Source organism: Paracoccus sp. pheM1 (genome assembly GCF_018499825.1).
GTDB lineage: Bacteria > Pseudomonadota > Alphaproteobacteria > Rhodobacterales > Rhodobacteraceae > Paracoccus > Paracoccus versutus.
Genome location: NZ_JAGXCX010000001.1, coordinates 2,470,634 through 2,494,678 on the forward strand (window position 1 = coordinate 2,470,634; position 24,045 = coordinate 2,494,678).

Genomic DNA, 24,045 nt, shown 5'->3' on the forward strand with positions numbered 1-24,045 from the left:
TCCTTTCGGGTCGCTTGCGCCTACTCTGCCGGGCCGCCGCCCTCGCGTCCAGCGACTTCGCGCAGCCATTTGCGATGGTGCCGCCAGGCCCAGCCACCGGTCACGGTGCCGCGGGTCATGGCGCGGATGGTGCCGCGGGTCCAGATCGCCGCATAGACATGCAGGATGAAGGTCAGGATGATCGCGACCGCCGCCACCGCATGCACCAGCACCGCCCAGCGCCGCACCGGGATCGAGACCAGATGCGGGAAATATTCCTGCCAGATCATCACGCCCGAGACGATCAGCACCACGATCAGCACCGACATGGCCCAGAAGACGAATTTCTGCCCGGCATTGTATTTGCCAAGCTCGGGCAGCTTTTCCTCTTCGCCGCGGACGACCTCGCCGATACGGCTGACCCAGGTGCGGTCCTCGGGGCGGGGCAGGTTCAGCCGCCACATCTGCAGGAACAGCAGAAGGAAGCTGAAGAACAGCAGCACGCCCACGAAGGGATGCAGCCAGCGCGTCATCTGCCCGCCGCCGAACAGCCCGGTCAGGAAGTAGAGCGAGGGGTGGAACAGCGCCAGGCCGGACAGCAGCAGCGCGATCAGGCTGGCGGCCGTCACCCAATGGTTCAGCCGGGTGATGCCGCGATAGCGGCTGACCGTCACCGGACGGCGGCTTTCGATATGGTCGCCCGCTTCGGAGAACATGCGCTTGGCCATCACAGCACCTCCCTTCCCGGCGGAACCGGGGGTTCACGCCCCTCGACCAGTTGCTCGGCATGGGTTTCATCCTCGGCCGAGACCTTGTTGGCGCGCGTCATCAGCCCGTGCAGGACCGAGCCGATGGCCGCGGCGCCGATCGCGGCCAGGCCCAGCGTCTTGGTCACGCCCTTCCAGCCCTCGACCACCGGAGAGATGCGCGGCTCTTCCGGCAGGTCGGAGTAAAGCGAGGGCTGGTCGGCATGGTGCAGCACATAGAAGACATGCGTGCCGCCCACCCCCTGCGGGTCGTAGATGCCGGCATTGTCGTAGCCGCGCGACTTCAGGTCGTCGACCCGCGCCTCGGCATGGGCCAGCATGTCCTCCTTGGTGCCGAAGACGATGGCCTGGGTCGGACAGGCCTTGGCGCAGGCCGGCCCCTGGCCCACCGCCACCCGGTCCGAGCAGAGCGTGCATTTGTAGCTGACATGGGTTTTCTGGCTGATGCGCGGGATGTTGAAGGGACAGCCGGTCACGCAATAGCCGCAGCCGATGCAGTTCTCGTGGATGAAATCCACGATGCCGTTCGAATATTGCACGATGGCGCCGGGGGCGGGGCAGGCCTTCAGGCAGCCCGGATCGGCGCAATGCATGCAGCCGTCCTTGCGGATCAGCCATTCGAAATCGCCGGTCTGCGGGTTCTCGTATTCCGAAAACCGCATCAGGGTGAACATGTCGGGCGTCAGGTCGTGCGGGTTCTCGTAGAGGCCGACGTTCTGCTCGATCTCGGGATAGGTGTCGTTCCATTCGGCGCAGGCCGACTGGCACGCCTTGCAGCCGATGCATTTCGACACGTCGATCAGCTTGGCCACCGGCGTCAATTCGCGCGTCGGCGGCGGCAGGTCGGGCGTGGCCGAGGCGCGGACGACGTCGCCCGGCCCCAGGTTGGCCTGCATCGGCTGCACCGGCGGGTTCGAGACCGCGGTGCGCGGGCTGTCGAGGTTCGGATCGGTCGTCATGACACCGCCTCCCCTGTCGCGGGTTCGATATTGACCAGGAACGCCTTGAATTCAGGCGTTTCCACGTTGGCGTCGCCGACGAATGGCGTCAGGCTGTTCGGGCCGAAGCCCTTGCGCGCCGCGCCCATGAAGCCCCAGTGCAGCGGGATGCCGATGACATGCACCAGCTTGTCGCCGCATTGCATCGGCTTCAGTCGCCCCGTCACCAGCGCCTTGGCCTTGACCTCGCCGCGCTTGGACCAGACCCGGACCCAGCCGCCGCGCCGGATGCCTTTCTCAGCCGCCAGTTCCTCGCTGATCTCGACGAAGAACTCGGGCTGAAGCGCGGCATTGATGCGGTTGTGCTTGGTCCAGTAGTGGAAATGCTCGGTCAGGCGATACGAGGTCGCGGCGATCGGGAACTCTTCGCTGGTGGCGAATTGCTCGGCGTCGCCGACAAAGACCCGCGCCACCGGATTGCCGCGCATCTGCGGGTTGAACACGTTGGCAAGGGGTGATTCGAAGGGCTCCATATGCGTCGGGAACGGCCCGTCGCGCATCATGCCCCGGCTGAACAGGCGCGAGACGCCTTCCTGGTTCATGATGAAGGGGCCGACGTCGCCGGGCTTCGCCGTGGGGGCGATGTCGGGCACGTCATAGCCGGTCCATTTCTCGCCGTCCCATTCCAGCAGCTTGCGCGAGGGATCCCAGGGCCGGCCCTGCAGATCCGCCGAGGCCCGGTTGTAGAGGATCCGCCGGTTCAGCGGCCAGGAAAAGGTCCAGTTGGGATAGGCGCCGGTCTCGTCGGGATCGGCATTGTCCCGGCGGGCCATGTTGTTGCCGTCCTCGTTCCAGCAGCCGGAATAAATCCAGCAGGCGCCCATGGTGGTGCCATCGTCGCGATACTGGCTGAAGTTCAGCAGTTGCTTGCCCTTGGCGGTCAGCACCTTGGCCGGGTCGGCGGGGTCGCGCACATCCTCCAGCGCGCGGCCGTTCAGCTCCTTGGCCAGTTCCTCGGGCGTCGGCTCGTCGGGGTCGGCATAGTCCCAGGTCAGGTTCAGGATCGGGTCGGGGAACACCCCGCCTTCGTCCTGGTAGAGCTTTTTCACCCGCAGGAAGATCTGCGCCATGATCCAGGTGTCGTGCCTGGCCTGGCCGGGCGGGGTCGCCGCCGACCAGTGCCATTGCAGCCAGCGGCCCGAGTTGACCAGCGCGCCGTCGTCCTCGGCAAAGCAGGACGAGGGCAGTTCCAGCACCTCGGTCTGGATCGAGGCGGTGTCCACGTCGTTGTGTTCGCCGTGGTTTTCCCAGAAATGCGCGGTTTCGGTCGCCAGCGGGTCCATGACCACCAAGAGCTTCAGCTTGCTCAGCGCCGAGGTCAGCTTGGCCCGGTTCGGGAAGGACAGCAGCGGGTTGAAGCCCTGGCAGAAATAGATGTTGACCTGGCCGGCATCCATCAGCTCGAACATGCGCAGGATGTCATAGGTCGGCACGTCCAGCTTGGGCAGGTAGTGATAGGCCCAGTCGTTCTCGGCCGTGGCCGCGTCGCCCCACATGGCCTTCATGAAGCTGACCATGAACTTGGGATAGTTCTGCCAATAGCTGGTCTGCCCCGGCCGCAGCGGGGTAAAGCTGCGGCTGGACATGTAGGTCTGCCAGTCCGGCTCCTTCTCGGTCGGGATGTTCAGGTAGCCGGGAATCAGGTTCGACATCAGGCCGATGTCGGTCAGCCCCTGGATGTTGGAATGGCCGCGCAACGCGTTCATCCCGCCGCCCCGGACGCCGATATTGCCCAGGATCAGCTGCAACATCGCCATGCCGCGGATGTTCTGCGAGCCCTTGGCGTGCTGGGTCCAGCCCAGCGCATACATCGAGGTCATGGTCTTGTCGGGGGCCGAGCATTCGCCGATCATCTCGGCGATCTTCAGGAAGCGGTCGCTGGGCGTGCCGCAGACCTGCTCGACCAGTTCGGGCGTGTAGCGCGAGACATGTTCCCGGAGCAGGTTCCAGACGCAGCGCGGATGCTCTAGCGTCATGTCCACCTGGGCAAAGCCGTCCTCGCCGATGACATAATCCCAGCTCGACTTGTCATAGTCGCGCTTTTCCGGGTCGTAGCCGGTGAACAGCCCGTCGCTCCAGCCGAACTCGTCCTTCACGATGAAGGCGGCGTTGGTGAAGGCTTTCACATAGTCCCATTGCACCTTGTCGTTCTGGATCATCCAGTTGATCAGGCCCATCAGGAAGGCGATGTCCGAGCCGGGACGGATCGGCGCATAGTAGTCCGCCACCGAGGCCGTGCGGGTAAAGCGCGGGTCCACCACGATCAGCCTGGCGCCGCGATTGGCCTTGGCCTCCGTCACCCATTTGAAGCCGCAGGGATGGGCTTCGGCAGCATTGCCGCCCATGACGACCACGAGGTCGGTGTTCTTGATGTCGGTCCAGGAGTTGGTCATCGCTCCACGGCCAAATGTCGGGCCCAAACTGGACACCGTGGGGCCGTGTCAAACGCGCGCCTGGTTGTCGAAGCCGACGATCCCCATGGCGCGGACCGTCTTGTAGGTCAGCCATGCGGTTTCATTGGTGGTGGCCGAGGCCGCCAGATAGCCGGTGGTCGTCCAGCGGTTGACGGGCACCCCGTCGTCGTTGGCCAGCACCATGTTGGCGTCGCGGTCGTCCTTGAGCGCGCGGGCGATCTTGTCCAGCGCCTCTTCCCAGGAAATCTCCTCGAAGCTGGCGGCACCGGGGCGGCGGATGCGCGGCGTGGTCAGCCGCGTCTCGGCATTGACGAAATCCTTCAGCGCCGCGCCCTTCGGGCAAAGCGTGCCGCGGTTGGTCGGATGGTCGGCATCGCCCTCGATATGGACGACCCTGGCCTCTTCGCCGGCCTTCAGGTCGCCGTCGGAATAGATGATGACGCCGCAGGCGACCGAGCAATAGGGACAGGTGTTGCGCGTCTCGGTCGTCGAGGCCAGCTTGAAGGCACGCACATGCGCCTGTTCCGCCGCCTCCGCCCCGCCGAAGCCCATGGCCCCCAGCGATGTCGCCGCGACACCCGCACCCGCCAGTTTCAGGAAACCGCGCCGCGAGAGGTCGATATTCATCGTGCCCTCCTTTTGCCTGTCGAAGAGATAGGTACGGGGTCAGGATCGCGCGGTATGGTAGTTCTGTCAAGCTTGGCACGAAAAAGGCGCGGCCATGGCCGCGCCCCCAAGCTCTTGTTATTTCGTTATGTTTATACTTGCATAACGAAAGTTCAGACCTCGACCGAGACCGCACCGATCGGATGCGAGCAGCAGGCCAGGATATAGCCCTCCTCGATGTCCTCGTCGGTGATGCCGCCGTTATGGACCATATGCACCTCGCCCGCGGTCTTTCTGATCTTGCAGGTGCCGCACAGGCCGAAGGTGCAGCCCGAGGGGATGTTCAGCCCGTTGGCCTTGGCCACCGCCAGCACGGTGTCGGTCTCGGCGCATTTCGCCACCACGCCCGAGCTTTCGAAGGTGATCTGGGCGGCGCTTTCCTCGTCCGGGACCACGTCGTCCAGCACCGGGGCCTCGGCCTCGTTGCGGATGGGCGCGCCGAAGCTTTCCTGGTGATAGCGCTCCATGTCGAAGCCCAGCGCGATCAGCATGTCGCGCACCGCCTGCATGAAGGGCTCGGGTCCGCAGCAGAACACCTCGCGCTCCAGGTAATCCGGCGCCATCAGGCCCAGCATGATCTGGTTCAGCCGGCCGCGATAGCCGTGCCAGGTGCGGAACGGATCGGCCTCCTCGACGGTGAAGCGCAGCTGCAAGCCGGGCACGCGGTCGGCCATGCCTTCCAGCCGCTGGCGAAAGATGATGTCGGCGGGCGCGCGGGCGGCATGGACGAAGACGATGTCCGGCATCTCGCCCGAATCCCAGGCCCAGGTCGTCATCGACATCATCGGCGTGATGCCCGAGCCGGCCGAGATGAACAGGTATTTCGGCGCCTCGTGCCGGACGAAGGAAAAAATCCCCGCCGGGCCAAAGGCCTTGAGCCGCATCCCCGGCCGCAGGTGGTCGATCATCCAGCGCCCGCCGACGCTGCCCGGCTGCGCCTTGACCGTGACCGAGATGGACAGCGGCCGCGACGGGCTGGAGCTGATGGTATAGGTCCGCTGCACGTTGCCGCCCGGCACCGGCAGGTCCAGCGTGACGAACTGTCCGGGCTGGTAGTCGAACCAGGAACCCGAGGGCGCGCGGAAGGTGAAGGTGGCGGTGTCCGAGGTCTCGGGCACCACCATCGCGCATTCCAGCGGCTCGTCGTCCTTCCACGGGCGGTCGCCGAATGCCTTGACCAGGACCGCCATTATTCGGCCGCCATCGCCGGACGCGGGGACAGGCGGTCCATCATCTGCCGCACATACCAGTCGACGAAATGGATCACGCCCTCCTCCTGGCTGGGGGAATAGGGGCCGGGCTCGTAGGCCGGGGACAGGATGCCCTTCTGGTTCTCCTCGACCACGCGGCGGTCCTCGTCATTGGTCGCCAGCCACACTTCGGTCAGCTTTTGCAGGTCGTAGTCCACGCCCTCGACCGCGTCCTTGTGGACCAGCCATTTCGACGTCACCTCGGTCTCGGTCGGAGAGATCGGCAGCAGGCGGAAGACGATGGCATGGTCGGGCAGGAAGTGGTTCCAGCTCGACGGGAAGTGATAGAACATCAGGCTGCCGGCGTCGTTCCACGGGATCATGCCCATGCGCCGGTTCACCGCCGCCTTGGTGGACATGGTGAAGCTTTCGGCATTGTTCAGCAGCGGCACGCGGGCAAAGCGCCATTGCATCCCCGGATCGTTCACGAAGCGCGCGGGCAGGCCGGCCTTGTCGCAGCGGTCCCAATGCGACAGGATCTCGGGCGAGGCGGCGTTCGGCCCCTCCATCACCGTCATCAGCGGGTTGTCGGAATAGGTCCGGCACAGCGAGGGGTGGCTGCCGCCGCAATGGTAGCACTCGCGGTTGTTCTCGATCACCAGCTTCCAGTTGCCCTTCTCGACGATGGTCGAGGTGAAGGCGACCTTGGCGTTCGACAGGTCGCTGGCGCCGACATAGTCGCGCAGGAAGCCCCCCAGCCGTTCGAAATCCGGCGGATTGTCGGCCAGGCAGATGAAGACCATACCGCCCTCGACCCGGCAATGCACCGGCTTGAGGCTGAATTGCGACGGATCGAAGTCGGGGCCCATGTCGCGGGCGAACAGAAGCCTGCCGTCGAGGTCGTAGGTCCATTGGTGATAGGGGCAGACCAGCTTGGGCGAGGTGCCGTTCTGCTTGGGGCACAGCCGCTGGCCGCGGTGGCGGCAGACGTTGTGGAAGGCGCGGATCTGCCCGTCGGCGCCGCGCACGATCACCACCGGATATTCGCCGATCTGCAGGGTGGCGTGGTTGCCGGTCTTGGGGATGTCGCAGGTCGGAATGGCAAAGAGCCATTCGCGATACCACAGATTCTCCAGGTCGGCGTGATAGGCGCCCTCGTCGCAGTAAAGGTCGCGGCTGAGCGAGAAGTTCTTCCGCCGGTTGGCGAGCTGGTCCAGGATTTCAGCTGTGTTCAGCATGGCTTGATTCCGTCACAAAGGGGCATCCTTCGCAAAGCATTGCACCCGTTTTCCCCGCCGTAACTTGCCAAATGCGACGTGCGGATGACGCAAACGAACCTCGGACGGCTTTGCACGACCTCCTGTCCGGCCCAAAGCGGCGCGGGCGGGGGCAGGACCGCGATGCGTGCAAGGCGTGGGCATAAGCCTGGGGATAAGCCGCGGCGACTCGGGGGGTCGAATCTGTGGAGATTGCGCGGCCTTTTTCCGCCCGTGGATGACCCCGCGGGACAGAGCGAGAACGGATGCGGCTTCTCCACATGTCGATAACCGGGCGGAAACCACCCACAAGTTGTGGAAAAGAAAAATTTTCACAAACTTATCCACAGTCGGTTTTTTCCTATCACGCTGTTTATATTTGGTTTTTTCGTTAACAAATCGTTAATGATGTTTTTTTCCCCAAGCGGCGTGAGTTGGGGAATGTCGGCGCGGAGCGAAGATTTCCAGTCATCCACAGCCCCAACCACAACATCATCCTTTCTTTATCTTCCTTTAATTTTGATAGAGAGATGGCACCGGAGGTGTGCCATGAACGATTTCCTGCCCCTTGCTTACCCCTGGATCAAAGCCCTGCATGTCATGGCGGTGCTTTCCTGGATGGCAGGGCTGTTCTATCTGCCGCGGCTGTTCGTCTATCACGCCGAGCGTGGCCATATCGGGCAAGAACCGGTGCAGTCCTTCCAGATCATGGAGGACAAGCTGCTGCGGATGATCATGAATCCGGCGATGATCGTGACCTGGATCGCGGGCCTGGCGCTGGTGCTGACGCCGGGCATCGTGGACTGGACGATGATCTGGCCCTGGACCAAGGCGGCCGGCGTGCTGGGGATGACCTGGTTTCACATGTGGCTGGCCGGCCAGCGCAAGGCGCTGCTACTGGGCCAGGGGCTGGGCGGCCGGCGCTACCGGATGATGAACGAGGTGCCGACGTTGCTGATGGTTGTCATCGTGCTGTCGGTGATCGTGAAATTCTAGAAGAATTGACTCGCGCGCCGATAATGCCTATGTGACCCGCATCCGCCGTCCGGCGGATTTTTCCTGACACAGTTTCTGCGCGGGCCGATCATGCGTCGGACAGCGCGTGCCCATAGGCTAGACATGACCGAAGAACGCCTCAACCTGTCCGATCTCAAGGCCAAGAGCCCGGCCGACCTGCTGGCCATGGCCGAGGAATGGGAGATCGAGAACGCCTCGACCATGCGCAAGGGCGAGATGATGTTCTCGATCCTCAAGGAACATGCCGAGGAAGGCTTCGAAATCGGCGGCGACGGCGTCCTGGAGGTGGTCCAGGACGGCTTCGGCTTCCTGCGCTCGCCCGAGGCGAACTACCTGCCCGGTCCCGACGACATCTACGTCAGCCCCGACATGATCCGCCAGCACAGCCTGCGCACCGGCGACACGGTCGAGGGCGTGATCCGCGCGCCCGGCGAGAACGAGCGCTATTTCGCCCTGACCAAGGTCGAGAAGATCAATTTCGAGAACCCCGAGAAGGCCCGCCACAAGGTCGCCTTCGACAACCTGACGCCGCTTTACCCGAACGAGCGGCTGAAGATGGAAATCGAGGATCCGACCATCAAGGACCGCTCCGCCCGGATCATCGACCTGGTGGCGCCGATCGGCAAGGGCCAGCGTTCGCTGATCGTGGCGCCGCCGCGTACCGGCAAGACGGTGCTGTTGCAAAACATCGCCCATTCGATCGAGAAGAACCATCCCGAATGCTACCTGATCGTGCTGCTGATCGACGAGCGGCCGGAAGAGGTGACGGACATGCAGCGTTCCGTCAAGGGCGAGGTGATTTCCTCGACCTTCGACGAACCGGCCAGCCGCCATGTCGCCGTTTCGGAAATGGTGATCGAAAAAGCCAAGCGCCTGGTCGAACATAAACGAGATGTTGTGATCCTTTTGGACTCGATCACAAGACTTGGTAGGGCCTTCAACACCGTTGTGCCCAGTTCGGGCAAGGTTCTGACCGGCGGCGTCGATGCGAATGCCTTGCAGCGGCCGAAGCGGTTCTTCGGCGCGGCGCGCAACATCGAGGAAGGCGGCTCGCTGACCATCATCGCCACGGCGCTGATCGACACCGGCTCGCGCATGGACGAGGTGATCTTCGAGGAATTCAAGGGCACCGGCAACAGCGAGATCGTGCTGGACCGCAAGGTGGCCGACAAGCGCGTGTTCCCGGCCATGGATATCCTGAAATCCGGCACCCGCAAGGAAGAGCTGCTGGTCGATGCCAAGGATCTGCAAAAGACCTATCTGCTGCGGCGCATCCTGAATCCGATGGGCACCACCGATGCGATCGAATTCCTGATCTCGAAGCTGAAGCAGACCAAGACCAACAGCGAATTCTTCGATTCGATGAACGCCTGACGGCGCGGAGGATGCGGTGGATACGATCTTTGCCGAGGCGACCCCGCCCGGCCGAGGGGGGGTTTCCGTCGTCCGCCTGAGCGGACCGAAGGCGCGTGCGACCCTGGAATCCCTGGCCGGGCCGGTGGCGACGCCGCGCCTGGCGGCCTTGCGGGCGCTGCGGGACGGAGAGGATCTGATCGACCGCGCCCTGGTCCTCTGGTTCGAGGAAGGCCACAGCTTTACCGGCGAGGAAGTGGCCGAGTTGCACCTGCACGGTGCCCCGGTCATTGCCAACCGGCTGGCGCAGGCGCTTCTGTCGCGAGGGCTGCGAAGGGCCGAGGCGGGCGAGTTCAGCAAGCGTGCTTTTCTCAACGGCCGCATGGACCTGGCTGAAGCCGAGGGGTTGGCCGATCTGCTGTCCGCCGAGACGGAAGCGCAGCGCAAGCTGGCGATGCGGGCGACAGAAGGCGAGTTGGGGCGCAAAGCCGACGAATTGCGCGCCAAGCTGGTTCGCGCCGGAGCCCTGATCGAAGCCAGCATCGATTTCGCGGATGAAGAAGTGCCCGAAGAGGTTCCGGCCGAGGCGCTGGAGCTGATCGCAGCGGTTCGTGCCGATATTCGGCTGATGCTGGCAGGCTATCCTGCCACCGAACGCTTGCGACAGGGCTATGTGGTGGCGATCGTCGGGCCGCCGAATGCCGGGAAATCGACGCTGCTGAACCGGATCGGCCAGCGCGACATCGCCTTGGTGTCCGAGGTCGCGGGGACGACCCGCGATATCCTGGAACTCCATACCGATCTGAGCGGCTTGCCGGTGACCTTCCTGGATACGGCTGGGTTGCGTGAAAGCAGCGATCCGGTCGAGGCCATGGGGGTTGCGCGGGGATTGCAGAGAGCGGCCGAGGCCGACTTGCGTATCCACCTTACGGTCGACGGGATTGCCGATGCGGCGACGGCGGGCGACATCGTCGTCCGTGCCAAGGCGGATCTGGGCCGGGCCGAGGGGATCTCGATCTCCGGGCTGACCGGGGAAGGGGTCGCGGAGCTTCTGGATCTGGTTTATGATCGCTTGCGAGTCAGAGCGGCGGATACCGGGCTGGTCGGGCATAAAAGACAGGCGGAAGCCTTGCAGCGCGCCCTGTCGGCCCTGGAGGTCGATCACGACATGGCGCCGGAGTTTCTTGCCGAAGCCTTGCGCCAGGCGGCGCAGGCATTGGCGATGATGGTTGGACGTGTGGGGGCAGAGGATTATCTTGACGAGATCTTCAGTTCCTTCTGCATCGGAAAGTAAGGTTTCACGTGAAACAATTCGACGTAATCGTGATTGGCGGGGGTCATGCCGGCGTGGAAGCGGCCATGGCGGCCGCACGCATGGGCGCCGAAACCGCGCTGATAACGCTGAATCAGGACGATATCGGAACGATGTCCTGCAATCCTGCAATCGGCGGGCTGGGCAAAGGCCATCTGGTGCGGGAAATCGACGCGCTCGACGGGGTCATGGGAAGGCTGGTCGATGCTGCAGGCATTCAGTTCCGCTTGCTGAACAGGCGCAAGGGGCCTGCCGTCCAGGGACCGCGCGCGCAGGCCGATCGCAAGCTTTATCGAGCGGCTGCGGCGCAGGCGGTGGCCGAGCAAGCCCGCTTGACGCTGGTGCTTGGCGAAGCGGCCGAACTGCTGCATGAGCGGGCTGCGGTTTATGGTTTGCGGTTGGCCGATGGCACGGAACTGCAGGCACGGCAGGTCATCCTGACCACGGGAACCTTCCTTAACGGGTTGATTCATATAGGCGAGATTACCCGCCCGGCCGGCCGCTGGGGCGGGTCGGCATCGGTGCGGCTCGCGGCGTCGCTTCGCCCGCTCAACCTGCCGCTGGGCAGGCTGAAAACGGGCACGCCTCCGCGGGTTCTCCGCAGCAGCATCGACTGGGAAAGCCTGGATCAGCAGCCGGGTGACGACGATCCGGTGATGTTTTCATACCTGTCCTCCGGCCCGGAGGTGGAGCAGATCAGCTGCGCGATCACCCATACGAACCCGGACACCCACGAGATCATCCGTGACAATCTTGCTCGGTCGGCCATGTATGGCGGCCGGATCGATGGGGTGGGGCCACGCTATTGCCCCTCGATCGAAGATAAGATCGTTCGGTTTGCCGACAAGAATTCGCACCAGATCTTCCTGGAACCCGAGGGCCTGGACAGCGACCTGGTCTATCCGAACGGCATTTCGACCTCTCTGCCGGAAGAGGTGCAGCTTGCCTATGTCCGCTCGATCCGCGGCTTGGAAGCGGCGAAGATCGTGCAACCGGGCTATGCTGTGGAATATGACTATGTCGATCCGCGTGCGCTGACGCCGGCGCTGGAGGCCAAGGCCCTGTCGGGGCTGTTTCTTGCCGGGCAAATCAACGGGACGACCGGCTATGAGGAGGCGGCAGCACAGGGATTGGTGGCTGGCCTTAACGCCGCATTGAAGGCGCAGGGGCGGGAGAGCCTGCATTTCAGCCGGTCCCAAAGCTATATCGGCGTGATGATCGATGACCTTACCACGCGCGGGGTCAGCGAACCTTACCGCATGTTCACCTCTCGCGCCGAGTTTCGCCTGTCCTTGCGGGCTGACAATGCCGATCAGCGCCTGACCCCGCTGGGGATCGGGACCGGTTGCGTGGGTCAGGCCCGCCAGGAAGTGTTCTCTGAAAAGATGCGTCGCTATTCGGCAGCTCGCTGTCGGGCGGAATCCGTCAGTTTCACGCCCACGGAGCTTTCCCGCGCCGGGATCGAAGTGCGGCAAGACGGCGCTCGGCGCAGTCTGTTCGCGCTGCTTGCCCAGCAGGAAATACCGCAGAATCAGGTCCTTGCGCTGGACGATGAGCTTTTGTCGCACGACCAGGCTACCATTGCACAGCTGGCGGCAGATGCGCTGTATCATCAATACATGGACCGCCAGGGCAAGGATGCCGAACTGCTGCGCAAGGAGGAATCGGTCGCGATTCCGGCCGGGTTCGACTATGACGCACTTTCCGGCCTCTCCAACGAGCTCAAGTCCAAGCTGAACAAATATCGCCCCGCAACCCTAGCAGCGGCGGCATGCATCGAGGGCATGACGCCCGCGGCGCTGACGCTCATCCTTGCCGTGATCCGAACCGGCGAGCGGAAAACGGCTTGATGAGTGTTTCACGTGAAACAGAGCGCCTCGCCACCTATGCGGAATTGCTGCGAAAGTGGAACCCGGCAATCAACCTGATTGCGCCGTCCACATTGGACCAGATCGAGACGAGGCATATCGCAGACAGCCTGCAACTGGCCGAAATCACCAGAAATGTGTCGGGGAATTGGGTCGACCTTGGCAGCGGCGGCGGTTTTCCCGGTATCGTCATGGCGATCATGCGGCCTGACCTGGATCTGACCCTGGTCGAAAGCGATCAGCGCAAGGCTGCTTTCCTACGTAACGTGGTGCGCGAATTGGCGCTGCCCCGCGCGCAGGTGATTTGCAAGCGCATCGAGGCGGTGGATAGGCTTGATGCCGCCAATATCAGCGCAAGGGCCCTTGCCCCGCTTCCGCTGCTCATGGCATATGTAGACCGGCACCTGAGCGCATCGGGAACGGCATGGCTGATGAAAGGCCGAAACTGGCAAGATGAGGTCGCTCAGGCGCGAACCGATTGGAAATTCGAACTAAAGCCCCACCAAAGCGCGACCGATCCTGACGCGGCCATTCTGGAAATCACGGAAATTCGCCATGCATGACACACGCATCATTGCCGTTGCAAACCAGAAGGGCGGGGTGGGAAAGACCACCACGGCGATCAATCTTGGCGCCGCCCTGGCCGAGCAGGGCCAGCGGGTCGCGATCATAGACCTTGATCCGCAGGGAAACGCTTCGACCGGGCTGGGCGTGGCGCTGGAAGATCGGGTTCTGACCTCTTACGACCTGCTGACCGGCGAGCAGGGGTTGGACGAGACGCTGCGCGACACCACCATCGCCAATCTTCGCCTTGTGCCGTCCAATCGCGACCTGGCGTCGGCTGATTTCGAGCTGTCCAATCGTCCCGGACGGACCCAGCTGTTGCGGCGCAAGCTGACGGTTCCTTCTGAGCTGGACTATATCCTGATCGATTGCCCGCCCGCGCTTGGCCTTCTTACCGTCAATGCCATGGTGGCTTCGGACAGCGTGCTGGTGCCGCTGCAAGCCGAATTCTATGCGCTCGAAGGCTTGTCGCAGCTGCTGATGACCGTGCGCGAGGTGCGCCAGACCGCCAATCCCGACTTGCGGATCGAGGGCGTGTTGCTGACCATGGCGGACAATCGCAACAACCTGTCGCAGCAGGTCGAGGCGGATGCGCGCAATACGCTTTCCGGTCTGGTCTATCGCACGGTGATTCCGCGCAACGTCCGGCTGTCCGAGGCGCCGTCCCATGCCATGCCGGTGCTGCAATACGATCCGAACTCCAAGGGAAGCCACGCTTATCGCGAATTGGCGACCGAGTTCCTGTCCCGTCAACTCGCGACCGCCTGAGGAGGAATCATGGCAGAGAACAAGCTTGAAAAGCGCGGTCTGGGTCGTGGTCTTTCGGCCCTGATGGCCGATGTCGACCTGATTCCGTCCGAACGTCCCGCGCCGCGGCAGATCCTTCCGGTCGAGCAGCTGACCCCGAACCCGGACCAGCCCCGCCGCAGCTTTGCCCCCGAGGCCTTGCAGGAACTGGCCGATTCGCTGAGGACGCGCGGCATGTTGCAGCCGCTGATCGTCCGCCCGCATCCGTCGGATCGCGGCCTTTACCAGATCGTCGCCGGCGAGCGCCGCTGGCGCGCCGCGCAGATCGCCCAGCTTCACGAAGTTCCCGTCATCGTCCGCGAACTGGACGATACCGAGGTGCTGGAAGTCGCCATCGTCGAGAATATCCAGCGCGCCGACCTGAATGCGATCGAAGAGGCGGCGTCCTATCGTCAACTGATGGACCGGTTCGGCCATACCCAGGAAAAGCTGGCCGAGGCGCTGAACAAAAGCCGCAGCCATATCGCCAACCTGCTGCGCTTGCTGAACCTGCCAGAACAGGTGCAGGCCTGGCTCAAGGAAGGCAAGCTGACGGCCGGGCATGCCCGAGCCCTGATCACCGCCGCGAACCCGGTCGAACTGGCGCGGAAAGTGATCGAAAGGAACTTGTCGGTGCGCGAGACCGAGGATCTGGTCCGTCGCCAGGCCGAAGGCACCAAGGCGCAGAAGCCCAAGGGCTCCAAGCAGGAAAAGGACGCTGACACCCGCGCGCTGGAAGGCGATCTGACCGCGCATCTGAAAATGAAGGTGGCGATCAACCATGCCGGAGTCGATGGCGGCCAGATCGTCATCACCTATCGCGACCTGGATCAGCTTGACCGGATTTGCCAGATCCTTGCGGGCAACTGACCACAATATCTGGTATAGGGCGGCAATAAGCCCCCTAGACTTGCTATAAAGCCAAGAAAAAAACCCCGGAGGCGACTCCGGGGTTTCGCGTTTTTCAGCGCAATCGGTTCAGCTTGCGGGGGTGGAGCTGACGCCCACCTTGGCCGGGCGCAGCAGGCGGTCATGCAGCATGAAGCCGTTGTCCATGACCTGGATGATGTTCCCGGCCATGGTGCCCGGAACCGGGGCCTCGAACATGGCTTCGTGCTGCTGGGGATCGAATTTCTCGCCCAGGGCCGGGGTGATGACCTTGATGCCATGCTTGGCGAAGACGTTGTTCAGCTCGCGCAGGGTCAGCTCGACGCCTTCGATCAGGGCTGCCGCTGCGGCGCGCTGCTCGTCGCCGGCGGTATCCAGCGCGCGGGTCAGGGCGTCATGCACCGGCAGCAGGTCGCGCGCCAGGCGCGAGCCGCCGTATTGCTCGGCGTCGCGGCGATCCTTCTCGGCCCGCTTGCGGGCGTTTTCGGCATCGGCCAGCGCGCGCATGAAGCGGTCGCGGTATTCGTCCCGCTCGGCGATCAGCGCCTCGACCCCGGCCGAGGGTTCGTCATCCGCCGGGGGGTCGATGATCTCCTCATCCAGCGGGCTGCCGTTCGGGTTTTCCTTCGTCATGTCCTCATCATCCTTTCCGGCCCGAAATCAACCGGCCGACAAGCTGCGCAGTATAATCCACGATCGGCACGATGCGGCCATAGTTCAGCCGCGTCGGACCGATGACGCCGACCGCGCCAACAATCTTTCGGTCGGCATTCATATAGGGCGAAACGACGAGAGAGGAACCGGAAAGTGAAAAAAGCTTGTTCTCCGAGCCGATGAAAATGCGCACGCCCTCGCCCTGTTCGGCCAGTTCCAGGAATTCGGCGATGTCGCGCTTGCGTTCCAGGTCGTCGAACAGGCTGCGGATCCGGTCCAGGTCGGCCAGTTCATGCGCCAGAAGATTGGCACGGCCGCGCACGATCAGCCGCGGATCGCTGCTTTCGCCCTCCCACAGCGCCAGGCCCGAGGAAACCAGCGCCGCGGCAATGCTGTCGAGCTTTTGCCGGCTGGCCTGGATTTCCTGCGCGATGCTGCGGCGCAGCTCGGCCAGGGTGCGACCTTCCGCCACGGCATTCAGGAAATTTGCCGCCTCGCGCATGGAGCTGGCGGTATGGCCGGGCGGGGGAGCAAAGACCCGGTTCTCGACCCGGCCATCGGCAAAGACCAGCACCACCAGCGCCCGGTCCGGGGCAAGGCTGACGAATTCGATGTGCCGGACCGGCGCTTCCTGCTTGGGCATCAGCACCAGCGAGGCGCCCTGGGTCAGCGCCGACAGCGCGGTGCTGATCCGGTCCAGCATGACGCCGGTATTGCCGCTGTCGTCGCCCAGCGTCTCATCAATCATCTCGCGGTCGCTGGCGGCGACCGGCCCGGCCTCCATCAGCCCGTCCACGAACAGCCGCAGTCCCAGCTGCGTGGGCATGCGCCCGGCCGAGATATGTGGGTGGTCCAGCAGGCCCAGCAGTTCCAGGTCCTGCATCACGTTGCGAATCGTCGCGGCGCTGACCCTTTCGGACATCTCGCGGGTCAGCGTGCGCGAGCCGACCGGCTCGCCGGTGGCAAGATAGGCTTCGACGACCCGGCGAAAGACTTCGCGCGAGCGGTCGTTGAGATCGGAAAGCAGCGCGGTTTCAGGCATCGGCATCCTGTCAGGACGTTCTCGGGTTGCGGTCGGGGGCCTCGGACCTGTATCTGAACGGCAAAACCCCCGAAAGGAATGAAAGATGCGTCCCTCTGGCCGGAATTTAAGTGATATGCGCCCGATTTCAATCGAAACGGGCATCATGCGCCATGCCGAGGGTTCCTGCATGATCTCTTGCGGCGATACCCGCGTGCTCTGCTCGGCCACGATCGAGGAGAAGGCGCCGCCCTTCCTCAAGGGCTCGGGGCAGGGCTGGGTGACGGCGGAATACGGCATGCTGCCGCGGGCCACCAACAGCCGCAACCGGCGCGAGGCGGCGGCGGGCAAGCAGTCCGGCCGCACGCAGGAAATCCAGCGCCTGATCGGCCGCGCGCTGCGTGCCGGAGTGGACCGGCGCGCGCTGGGGGAACGGCAGATCGTCATCGACTGCGACGTGATCCAGGCCGATGGCGGCACCCGCTGCGCCGCGATCACCGGCGGCTGGGTGGCGCTGCGTCTGGCGATGAACCGGCTGTTGAAGGCCGGGATCGTCACCACCGACCCGATCATGGACCATGTCGCCGCGGTGTCCTGCGGCATCTATGCCGGGCAGGCGATCCTGGACCTGGACTATGCCGAGGACAGCGAGGCCGGAACCGACGGCAATTTCATCATGACCGGGGCAGGGCGGCTGATCGAGGTGCAGATGTCGGCCGAGGGCGCGACCTTCTCGCGCCCCGAGATGAACCAGCTGCTCGACCTGGCCGAAGCCGGCGTCGCCGCGCTGGTCCGCGCCCAGACCGAGGCCGTCCAATGCGCCGGCTGACCGAAAGGAAGCTGCTGGTCGCCACCCACAACCGGGGCAAGCTGGACGAGATCCGCGCCATGATGGCCCCGCACGGCATCGAGGTGACGTCGGCCGGCGAGATGGGCCTGCCCGAGCCGGCCGAGACCGAGGACAGTTTCATCGGCAATGCCCGCATCAAGGCCCGCGCCGCCATGCAGGCGACCGGCCTGCCGGTGCTGGCCGACGACAGCGGCATCACCGTGGACGGGCTGGACGGCGCGCCCGGCGTCTATACCGCCGACTGGGCCGAGACCCCGCAGGGCCGCGACTTCATGCAGGCCATGACCCGCACCTGGCGCGAGCTGGACGAGCGCGGCGTCCCCGAGCCGCGCACCGCCCAGTTCCGCGCCACGCTGGTCCTGCTTTGGCCCGATGGTCACGAAGAGATCTTCGAGGGCGTCGCGCCCGGTCGCCTGGTCTGGCCGCCGCGCGGGCAGCAGGGCCATGGCTACGACCCGATCTTCGTGCCCGACGGCCATGACGCGACCTATGCCGAGATGCCGCCCGAGCAGAAGAACGCCATCAGCCACCGCGCCCGCGCCTTTCGCAAGCTGGAGACGCTGTTTGCATAGGATCTCGACCGGCTCGCCCTTCGAAACGGCGCTGGGTTACAGCCGCGCGGTGGTGAAGGGGCCGTGGTGCTTCGTCTCGGGCACCACGGGTTACGATTACGCGGCCATGGCCATGCCCGACAGCGCTGCCGACCAGGCGCAGAACGCCTTTGCCACCATCTTCGCCACCCTGGCCGAGGCGGGTTTCACGCCCACCGACATCGTGCGCGTGCAATACACCATCACCGACCCGGCGATCCTGGACGAGATCGCGCCGGTCCTGGGCGAGGCGATGAAGGATGCGTTACCCGCTGCGACCATGGTTGTCGCCGGGCTCATCAGACCCGAAATGAAGGTCGAGATCGAAGTGACAGCCTTTCGGGAGTGACCCAGCCCATGCCAGCCCCTGCCGCCAGCACCGCGCCCGCCCAGGCCCTTGCCGAAGACTGGCGGGCGGGCGGCTTCGGGCTTTACGTGCATTGGCCCTTTTGCGCCGCAAAATGCCCCTATTGCGATTTCAACAGCCATGTCGCGGCCGTGATCGACCAGGGCCGCTGGCTGGCCGCCTATCGTCGCGAACTGGCCCGACTGGGCCGGGAAACACCGGGTCGGGTGCTGAACAGCATCTTCTTCGGCGGCGGCACCCCCAGCCTGATGACGCCCGAGACCGTGGCCGGGGTGATCGAGGCCGCGCGCGCCGAATGGCCCTTTGCCAATGACATCGAGATTACGCTGGAAGCCAACCCGACCAGCGTCGAGACGGGCCGTTTTCGCGCCTATGCCGACGGCGGCGTCAACCGCGTCTCGATGGGGGTGCAGGCGCTCAACGACGACGACCTGCGCCGGCTGGGCCGGATGCATTCGGCAGCCGAGGCCCGCGCCGCCTTCGACATCGCGCGGGATTGTTTCACGCGGGTCAGCTTCGACCTGATCTATGCCCGCCAGGACCAGGACCGCGCGCATTGGCGGCGCGAACTGACCCAGGCGCTCGGCATGGCGGTCGATCACCTCTCGGCCTATCAGCTGACCATCGAGCCGGGCACCGCCTTCGGCGCCCGCCATGCGAAAGGCGGGCTCAGGGGCCTGCCGGACGAGGATCTTTCCGCCGACATGTATCTGGACACGCAGGAGATCTGCGCGGCGGCCGGGATGCCGGCCTATGAAATCTCGAACCACGCCCGGCCGGGCGCGGAAAGCCGGCACAACCTGATCTATTGGCGCCAGGGCGACTGGGCCGCCGTGGGGCCGGGCGCGCACGGCCGCCTGACGCTGCCCTCGGGCCGCTGGGCGACCGAGGCGCACAGGGCGCCGGGCGAATGGCTGGAGGCGGTCGAGGCGCGCGGCGACGGCGAAAGCCAGCGCGAATTGCTGGACTTACCGGGCCGGGCGCTGGAATATCTGCTGATGGCCATGCGGCTGGTCGAGGGGCTGGAAATTCCGCGCTATCTTGCCCATGGCGCCGAATTGCCGCAGGGACGGCTGATGAATCTGGCCGAACTGGGCCTTATCTCGCTGCGGGGCGACCGGCTGGCGGCGACGGCGGCGGGACGGCCTGTCCTGAATGCGATCCTGCGTGAACTGGCGGAGTAAGATGCGATACCTGTGGCTCTCGATGGGCTGGCTGACCCTGACGCTGGGAACAATCGGGATTTTCCTGCCGGTCCTGCCCACGGTGCCCTTCCTGCTGCTCGCGGTCTGGGCCTTTGCGCGTTCCTCGCCGCGGCTGGGCGCCCGCATCATGCGCCATCCCCGATTCGGCCCGCCGATCCGCGCCTGGCGCAAGCGCGGCGTCATCGGCCGCAACGCCAAGATCTGGGCGGTGGCCGGCATGACCGCCGGGGTCGCCTGGGCGGTCTGGCTGGGGCTGGACATGCGCTTCATCGCCGTCCAGGTGCTGGCCTGCACCGCCATCGCCGCCTGGCTTGTCACCCGCCCCGAGCTTTGAGCCGCGAGGCAATACAACCTTTTGCCCACTTGTTCCTGCGCGGCCACGGCGCAAACTTCGGCGCATGGCTCTGAGGGGAGGAACTGGAACATGGTGGACATATCGGGGGTGAAGATCCACCCCGCAGTCGACAATGGCATCAAGCCCGCGCAGCCCGGCTTCTCGGGCGGCACGCTGCATTGCAAATGCAGCACCAACCCGGTCCGGGTCGCGATCCGGGCGCAGACCGCGCATAACCATGTCTGCGGCTGCACCAAGTGCTGGAAGCCCGAGGGCGCGATCTTTTCCCAGGTGGCCGTGGTCGGCCGCGATGCGGTCGAGGTGCTGGAGGGCGCCGAGAAGCTGGAGATCGTCAATGCCGAGGCGCCGATCCAGCGCCATCGCTGCCGCGATTGCGGCGTGCATATGTATGGCCGGATCGAGAACCGCGACCATCCCTTCTACGGGCTGGATTTCGTCCATACCGAGCTTTCGGACGAGGATGGCTGGGCGGCGCCGGAATTTGCCGCCTTCGTCAGCTCGATCATCGAATCGGGCGTCGATCCCAGCCGGATGGAGGCGATCCGCGCCCGGCTGCGCGAATTGGGGCTGGAACCCTATGACGCGCTTTCGCCGCCGCTGATGGATGCGATCGCCACCCATATCGCCAAGCGGTCCGGCGCGCTTGCGGCCTGAGCGCCGGCTTGGCCGCGACAATTGCGGGGGTCGGTTTACCGGCCCCCGAAACCATGAGAAAACCGCAGGCCAAGGGCCGTCACCGAAGGAGAAGAAGACATGAGAACCCGTGCCGCCGTCGCGCTGGAAGCCGGCAAGCCGCTGGAGGTCATGGAGGTCAACCTGGAAGGCCCCAAGGCCGGCGAGGTGATGGTCGAGATCAAGGCCACCGGCATCTGCCACACCGACGAATTCACCCTGTCGGGCGCCGATCCCGAGGGGCTCTTCCCCTCGATCCTGGGCCATGAGGGCGCGGGCGTCGTGGTCGAGGTCGGCCCCGGCGTCACCTCGGTCAAGCCGGGCGATCATGTCATCCCGCTCTACACGCCCGAGTGCCGGCAATGCGCGTCCTGCCTGTCGGGCAAGACCAACCTTTGCACCGCCATTCGCGCTACCCAGGGTCAGGGCCTGATGCCGGACGGAACCAGCCGGTTCAGCATGCTCGACGGTACGCCGATCTTTCACTACATGGGCTGCTCGACCTTTTCGAACTACACCGTGCTGCCGGAAATCGCGGTGGCCAAGGTGCGCGAGGACGCGCCCTTCGACAAGATCTGCTATATCGGCTGCGGCGTCACCACCGGCATCGGCGCGGTGATCAACACCGCCAAGGTGGAAATCGGCGCCAAGGCGGTAGTCTTTGGCCTGGGCGGCATCGGTCTGAACGTGCTCCAGGGCCTGCGGCTGGCCGGCGCGGACATGATCATTGGCGTCGACCTGAACGACGACAAGAAGCCGATGGCCGAGCATTTCGGCATGACGCATTTCATCAACCCGAAGAATTGCGACAACGTGGTGCAGGAGATCGTCAACCTGACCAAGACGCCCTTCGACCAGATCGGCGGCGCCGACTACAGCTTCGACTGCACCGGCAACGTCAAGGTGATGCGCGACGCGCTGGAATGCACACATCGCGGCTGGGGCCAGTCGATCATCATCGGCGTGGCGCCGGCGGGGGCGGAAATCAGCACCCGCCCGTTCCAGCTGGTCACCGGCCGGGTCTGGAAGGGCACGGCCTTCGGCGGCGCCCGCGGCCGCACCGACGTGCCGCAGATCGTCGACTGGTACATGAACGGCAAGATCGAGATCGACCCGATGATCACCCACACCCTGTCGCTGGACGACATCAACAAGGGCTTCGACCTGATGCATGCGGGCGAGTCGATCCGCTCGGTCGTGCTTTACTGATCGTCAAGGGCTGCTTAGGTAAAAGGACGGCGGGGGCGGGCGACCGGCCCCGCCGTCAACATGAAAGGACCGATCATGGCACAGCACATCCGCCTGGACGACGATGACGACGACGAAGACGAGCGCCGCCAGGAGGGCTCGAAGGACGAGGGCCTCGGCCTGCCCGAGGGCGACAAGATCGGCAAGCTCTATTTCAAGTCGCGCACGGTCATCGTCGCCGGGCCGATCACCGACAAGCTGGCGCAGCGCACCGTCGCGCATCTGCTGGCCCTGGCCGAGGACAGCGAAGACCCGATCAACATGCTGATCTCGTCCCCCGGCGGCCATGTCGAATCGGGCGACATGATCCATGACGTGATCAAGTTCATCCGCCCGACCGTGCGCACCATCGGCTCGGGCTGGGTGGCCTCGGCCGGGGCGCTGATCTTCGTCGGCGCGGAGAAGGCAAACCGCTTCTGCCTGCCCAACACCCGCTTCCTGATCCACCAGCCCTCGGGCGGGATCGGCGGCACCTCGACCGACATGATGATCCAGGCCGAGCAGGTGCGGCTGATGCGCGACCGGCTGAACCAGATCTTTGCCGAGGCGACCGGCCAGACCGTCGAGCGGATCGAAAAGGACACCCAGCGCGACTTCTGGCTGAACACGCAAGAGGCGCTGGACTATGGCCTTCTGGGCAAGGTCATCCGCTCGGTGGACGAGCTGAAGTGACGGGCCCGCGTTGATGGCGGGGGCGGGACAGGCATGCTGGTCCGTCCCGCCTGTCGCCCAGGCCAGCCTGGCCGGCCGTCCGCGCGGGGCTTTCGCCACGGCGCCGGGCTGGCGGCACGCCCTGCGCGACCGGATGGATTTCACCATCGCGGTCCACGAACCCGGCCATGCGCAAGCCCAGGCGGCCAGCCGGGTCGCCGCCGACATCCGGCAACGTGGCGACGGGCTGCTGTCGGAATTGCGCCCGCGCCGGCCGCGATTTCGCCGTCGCGGCCCTGCCGGCACCGTTCATTCGTGGCAGAAAGCCGGTTTCGATATTGCCGGCCGGCTGCCCGCCGCGTTTCTTCGGCCCCGGCATGGCCCGTGCCGATGCACCGGCCATGTTCCACGACCTGACAAGAGGGATTGAGCCATGAGTCTGGCCTATGAAACCGTATCGGAAAACCGCAGCTTCGGCGGCATCCAGGGCGTCTATCGCCACCAGTCGCAGGCGACCGGCACGCCGATGACCTTTGCCGTCTACCTGCCGCCGCAGGCCGAATACGGCAAGGTGCCGGTGCTGTGGTATCTGTCGGGCCTGACCTGCACGCATGAGAACGCCATGACCAAGGCCGGCGCACAGGAATGGGCGGCGGAATACGGCATCGCGGTGATCTTTCCCGACACCTCGCCGCGCGGCGAGGGCGTGGCCAATGACGAGGCCTACGACCTGGGGCAGGGCGCCGGCTTCTATGTCGATGCGACCCAAGCCCCCTGGGCGCCGCATTTCCGCATGTGGCACTATATCACCCACGAACTGCCGGAACTGGTCTTCGGCAACTTTCCCCTGGACCGCGAGGCGCAGGGCATCACCGGGCATTCCATGGGCGGCCATGGCGCGTTGACCATCGCCATGACCCTGCCCGAGCGCTACAAGTCCGTCTCGGCCTTTTCGCCGATCGCCCATCCCAGCGAATCCGACTGGGGGCGCAAGCAGTTCGCCGCCTATCTGGGCGAGGACCGCAGCGCCTGGGAACGGCACGATTCGACCCTGCTGATGCGCCAGCGCGGCTATCCCGGCGAGGTGCTGATCGACCAGGGCGCCAGCGACCAGTTCCTGGACCTGCTGAAGCCCGAGGCGCTGGCCCATGCCATGGCCGAGCGCCGCCAGCCCGGCACCTTCCGCATGCAACCGGGCTACGACCACAGCTATTTCTTCGTGCAGACCTTCATGGCGGACCACATCCGCTGGCATGCCGAACGGCTGGGCTAGCTGTCGAAAGGGGCGGCGGGGGGATTGACCCCATACCTATTGCCGAATTTCCCTAATACTTTGGTCTTGTGAGCCTGCCGGCCGCGTTGACGCAAATGCGG

24 protein-coding genes are annotated in these 24,045 nt (G+C 64.9%); 17 read left to right on the forward strand and 7 right to left on the reverse strand.

Going from position 1 to position 24,045, the window contains the following annotated elements:
* Window positions 1-20: 20 nt before the first annotated feature.
* The 5 genes from KF941_RS12540 to KF941_RS12565 form a co-directional block, all read right to left on the reverse strand.
* Window positions 21-707, reverse strand: coding sequence for a formate dehydrogenase subunit gamma (locus tag KF941_RS12540; RefSeq protein ID WP_114536060.1), 687 nt, complete (start codon window positions 705-707; stop codon window positions 21-23).
* Complete coding sequence (fdxH, locus tag KF941_RS12545) at window positions 707-1,705, reverse strand: formate dehydrogenase subunit beta (protein WP_114536061.1); 999 nt, start codon at window positions 1,703-1,705, stop codon at window positions 707-709. The genes KF941_RS12540 and fdxH overlap by 1 nt, the downstream gene beginning before the upstream one ends.
* Window positions 1,702-4,785: a formate dehydrogenase-N subunit alpha gene (gene fdnG, locus KF941_RS12550; protein ID WP_276241781.1), complete on the reverse strand. Its 3,084-nt coding sequence runs from the start codon at window positions 4,783-4,785 to the stop codon at window positions 1,702-1,704. Before fdnG ends, fdxH begins: the two co-directional genes overlap by 4 nt.
* Window positions 4,786-4,937: 152 nt before the next feature.
* Window positions 4,938-6,014 carry a hybrid-cluster NAD(P)-dependent oxidoreductase gene (locus KF941_RS12560; RefSeq protein ID WP_072462161.1) on the reverse strand — a complete coding sequence of 359 codons (1,077 nt, stop codon included), beginning with the start codon at window positions 6,012-6,014 and terminating at the stop codon, window positions 4,938-4,940.
* On the reverse strand, window positions 6,014-7,252 hold the full coding sequence (locus KF941_RS12565; RefSeq protein WP_036753699.1) for an aromatic ring-hydroxylating dioxygenase subunit alpha: 1,239 nt from the start codon (window positions 7,250-7,252) through the stop codon (window positions 6,014-6,016). The genes KF941_RS12560 and KF941_RS12565 overlap by 1 nt, the downstream gene beginning before the upstream one ends.
* Window positions 7,253-7,819: 567 nt before the next feature.
* On the opposite strand from KF941_RS12565, the gene KF941_RS12570 reads away from it, so the two are divergent.
* From KF941_RS12570 to KF941_RS12600, 7 genes are all read left to right on the forward strand, one after another.
* Window positions 7,820-8,266, forward strand: coding sequence for a CopD family protein (locus tag KF941_RS12570; protein ID WP_036753695.1), 447 nt, complete (start codon window positions 7,820-7,822; stop codon window positions 8,264-8,266).
* Between the two features lie 123 nt (window positions 8,267-8,389).
* Window positions 8,390-9,661, forward strand: a complete 1,272-nt coding sequence (gene rho, locus KF941_RS12575) for a transcription termination factor Rho (protein WP_024842822.1) — start codon at window positions 8,390-8,392, stop codon at window positions 9,659-9,661.
* Window positions 9,662-9,677: 16 nt separating this feature from the next.
* Window positions 9,678-10,934, forward strand: a complete 1,257-nt coding sequence (gene mnmE, locus KF941_RS12580; RefSeq protein WP_214273476.1) for a tRNA uridine-5-carboxymethylaminomethyl(34) synthesis GTPase MnmE — start codon at window positions 9,678-9,680, stop codon at window positions 10,932-10,934.
* An 8-nt stretch (window positions 10,935-10,942) separates the two neighbouring features.
* The gene (gene mnmG, locus KF941_RS12585) at window positions 10,943-12,802 is read left to right on the forward strand and encodes a tRNA uridine-5-carboxymethylaminomethyl(34) synthesis enzyme MnmG (protein WP_214273477.1); all 1,860 of its coding nucleotides are present in this window, start codon (window positions 10,943-10,945) and stop codon (window positions 12,800-12,802) included.
* Window positions 12,802-13,383, forward strand: coding sequence for a 16S rRNA (guanine(527)-N(7))-methyltransferase RsmG (rsmG, locus tag KF941_RS12590; RefSeq protein ID WP_214273478.1), 582 nt, complete (start codon window positions 12,802-12,804; stop codon window positions 13,381-13,383). The genes mnmG and rsmG overlap by 1 nt, the downstream gene beginning before the upstream one ends.
* A complete protein-coding gene (locus tag KF941_RS12595; protein WP_214273479.1) occupies window positions 13,376-14,152 on the forward strand; it encodes an AAA family ATPase in 777 nt (258 codons plus the stop codon). Before rsmG ends, KF941_RS12595 begins: the two co-directional genes overlap by 8 nt.
* Window positions 14,153-14,161: 9 nt before the next feature.
* Window positions 14,162-15,040, forward strand: a complete 879-nt coding sequence (locus KF941_RS12600; RefSeq protein ID WP_214273480.1) for a ParB/RepB/Spo0J family partition protein — start codon at window positions 14,162-14,164, stop codon at window positions 15,038-15,040.
* 108 nt (window positions 15,041-15,148) lie between these two features.
* Here KF941_RS12600 and KF941_RS12605 read toward each other — a convergent pair whose 3' ends face one another.
* Window positions 15,149-15,691: a nucleotide exchange factor GrpE gene (locus tag KF941_RS12605; protein ID WP_036753678.1), complete on the reverse strand. Its 543-nt coding sequence runs from the start codon at window positions 15,689-15,691 to the stop codon at window positions 15,149-15,151.
* Between the two features lie 7 nt (window positions 15,692-15,698).
* Window positions 15,699-16,754 (reverse strand): heat-inducible transcriptional repressor HrcA, encoded by a 1,056-nt coding sequence (gene hrcA / locus KF941_RS12610; protein ID WP_036753675.1) that lies wholly within the window; start codon window positions 16,752-16,754, stop codon window positions 15,699-15,701.
* Window positions 16,755-16,839: 85 nt separating this feature from the next.
* Between hrcA and rph the strand changes: the two genes are divergently transcribed.
* From rph to fghA, 10 genes are all read left to right on the forward strand, one after another.
* A complete protein-coding gene (rph, locus tag KF941_RS12615; protein ID WP_036753672.1) occupies window positions 16,840-17,562 on the forward strand; it encodes a ribonuclease PH in 723 nt (240 codons plus the stop codon).
* Window positions 17,550-18,155: an RdgB/HAM1 family non-canonical purine NTP pyrophosphatase gene (rdgB, locus tag KF941_RS12620; RefSeq protein WP_036753669.1), complete on the forward strand. Its 606-nt coding sequence runs from the start codon at window positions 17,550-17,552 to the stop codon at window positions 18,153-18,155. Before rph ends, rdgB begins: the two co-directional genes overlap by 13 nt.
* Complete coding sequence (locus KF941_RS12625; RefSeq protein ID WP_214273481.1) at window positions 18,148-18,522, forward strand: RidA family protein; 375 nt, start codon at window positions 18,148-18,150, stop codon at window positions 18,520-18,522. Before rdgB ends, KF941_RS12625 begins: the two co-directional genes overlap by 8 nt.
* A gap of 8 nt (window positions 18,523-18,530) precedes the next feature.
* Window positions 18,531-19,724, forward strand: coding sequence for a radical SAM family heme chaperone HemW (gene hemW / locus KF941_RS12630; RefSeq protein WP_214273482.1), 1,194 nt, complete (start codon window positions 18,531-18,533; stop codon window positions 19,722-19,724).
* A gap of 1 nt (window position 19,725) precedes the next feature.
* Window positions 19,726-20,079 carry a YbaN family protein gene (locus KF941_RS12635; protein WP_036753660.1) on the forward strand — a complete coding sequence of 118 codons (354 nt, stop codon included), beginning with the start codon at window positions 19,726-19,728 and terminating at the stop codon, window positions 20,077-20,079.
* A 90-nt stretch (window positions 20,080-20,169) separates the two neighbouring features.
* Entirely contained in the window at window positions 20,170-20,754 is a 585-nt protein-coding gene (gene gfa, locus KF941_RS12640) for an S-(hydroxymethyl)glutathione synthase (RefSeq protein ID WP_036753657.1), read from the forward strand.
* Window positions 20,755-20,853: 99 nt separating this feature from the next.
* Window positions 20,854-21,981 (forward strand): S-(hydroxymethyl)glutathione dehydrogenase/class III alcohol dehydrogenase, encoded by a 1,128-nt coding sequence (locus tag KF941_RS12645; RefSeq protein ID WP_036753653.1) that lies wholly within the window; start codon window positions 20,854-20,856, stop codon window positions 21,979-21,981.
* 75 nt (window positions 21,982-22,056) lie between these two features.
* On the forward strand, window positions 22,057-22,692 hold the full coding sequence (locus KF941_RS12650) for an ATP-dependent Clp protease proteolytic subunit (RefSeq protein WP_214273483.1): 636 nt from the start codon (window positions 22,057-22,059) through the stop codon (window positions 22,690-22,692).
* Between the two features lie 133 nt (window positions 22,693-22,825).
* Window positions 22,826-23,101 (forward strand): hypothetical protein, encoded by a 276-nt coding sequence (locus KF941_RS27985; protein ID WP_240540292.1) that lies wholly within the window; start codon window positions 22,826-22,828, stop codon window positions 23,099-23,101.
* Between the two features lie 3 nt (window positions 23,102-23,104).
* The gene (fghA, locus tag KF941_RS12660; RefSeq protein ID WP_214273484.1) at window positions 23,105-23,944 is read left to right on the forward strand and encodes an S-formylglutathione hydrolase; all 840 of its coding nucleotides are present in this window, start codon (window positions 23,105-23,107) and stop codon (window positions 23,942-23,944) included.
* The last annotated feature ends 101 nt before the right edge of the window (window positions 23,945-24,045 follow it).

Excerpts from the sequence above, each read along its gene's own strand:
- KF941_RS12540 (WP_114536060.1), bottom strand. The coding sequence starts at position 707 with ATGGCCAAGCGCATGTTCTCCGAAGCGGGCGACCATATCGAAAGCCGC.
- fdxH (WP_114536061.1), bottom strand. The coding sequence starts at position 1,705 with ATGACGACCGATCCGAACCTCGACAGCCCGCGCACCGCGGTCTCGAAC.
- KF941_RS12560 (WP_072462161.1), bottom strand. The coding sequence starts at position 6,014 with ATGGCGGTCCTGGTCAAGGCATTCGGCGACCGCCCGTGGAAGGACGAC.
- KF941_RS12565 (WP_036753699.1), bottom strand. The coding sequence starts at position 7,252 with ATGCTGAACACAGCTGAAATCCTGGACCAGCTCGCCAACCGGCGGAAG.
- KF941_RS12570 (WP_036753695.1), top strand. The coding sequence starts at position 7,820 with ATGAACGATTTCCTGCCCCTTGCTTACCCCTGGATCAAAGCCCTGCAT.
- rho (WP_024842822.1), top strand. The coding sequence starts at position 8,390 with ATGACCGAAGAACGCCTCAACCTGTCCGATCTCAAGGCCAAGAGCCCG.
- rsmG (WP_214273478.1), top strand. The coding sequence starts at position 12,802 with ATGAGTGTTTCACGTGAAACAGAGCGCCTCGCCACCTATGCGGAATTG.
- KF941_RS12595 (WP_214273479.1), top strand. The coding sequence starts at position 13,376 with ATGCATGACACACGCATCATTGCCGTTGCAAACCAGAAGGGCGGGGTG.
- KF941_RS12600 (WP_214273480.1), top strand. The coding sequence starts at position 14,162 with ATGGCAGAGAACAAGCTTGAAAAGCGCGGTCTGGGTCGTGGTCTTTCG.
- KF941_RS12605 (WP_036753678.1), bottom strand. The coding sequence starts at position 15,691 with ATGACGAAGGAAAACCCGAACGGCAGCCCGCTGGATGAGGAGATCATC.
- hrcA (WP_036753675.1), bottom strand. The coding sequence starts at position 16,754 with ATGCCTGAAACCGCGCTGCTTTCCGATCTCAACGACCGCTCGCGCGAA.
- rph (WP_036753672.1), top strand. The coding sequence starts at position 16,840 with ATGCGTCCCTCTGGCCGGAATTTAAGTGATATGCGCCCGATTTCAATC.
- rdgB (WP_036753669.1), top strand. The coding sequence starts at position 17,550 with ATGCGCCGGCTGACCGAAAGGAAGCTGCTGGTCGCCACCCACAACCGG.
- hemW (WP_214273482.1), top strand. The coding sequence starts at position 18,531 with ATGCCAGCCCCTGCCGCCAGCACCGCGCCCGCCCAGGCCCTTGCCGAA.
- KF941_RS12635 (WP_036753660.1), top strand. The coding sequence starts at position 19,726 with ATGCGATACCTGTGGCTCTCGATGGGCTGGCTGACCCTGACGCTGGGA.
- gfa (WP_036753657.1), top strand. The coding sequence starts at position 20,170 with ATGGTGGACATATCGGGGGTGAAGATCCACCCCGCAGTCGACAATGGC.
- KF941_RS12645 (WP_036753653.1), top strand. The coding sequence starts at position 20,854 with ATGAGAACCCGTGCCGCCGTCGCGCTGGAAGCCGGCAAGCCGCTGGAG.
- KF941_RS12650 (WP_214273483.1), top strand. The coding sequence starts at position 22,057 with ATGGCACAGCACATCCGCCTGGACGACGATGACGACGACGAAGACGAG.
- KF941_RS27985 (WP_240540292.1), top strand. The coding sequence starts at position 22,826 with ATGGATTTCACCATCGCGGTCCACGAACCCGGCCATGCGCAAGCCCAG.
- fghA (WP_214273484.1), top strand. The coding sequence starts at position 23,105 with ATGAGTCTGGCCTATGAAACCGTATCGGAAAACCGCAGCTTCGGCGGC.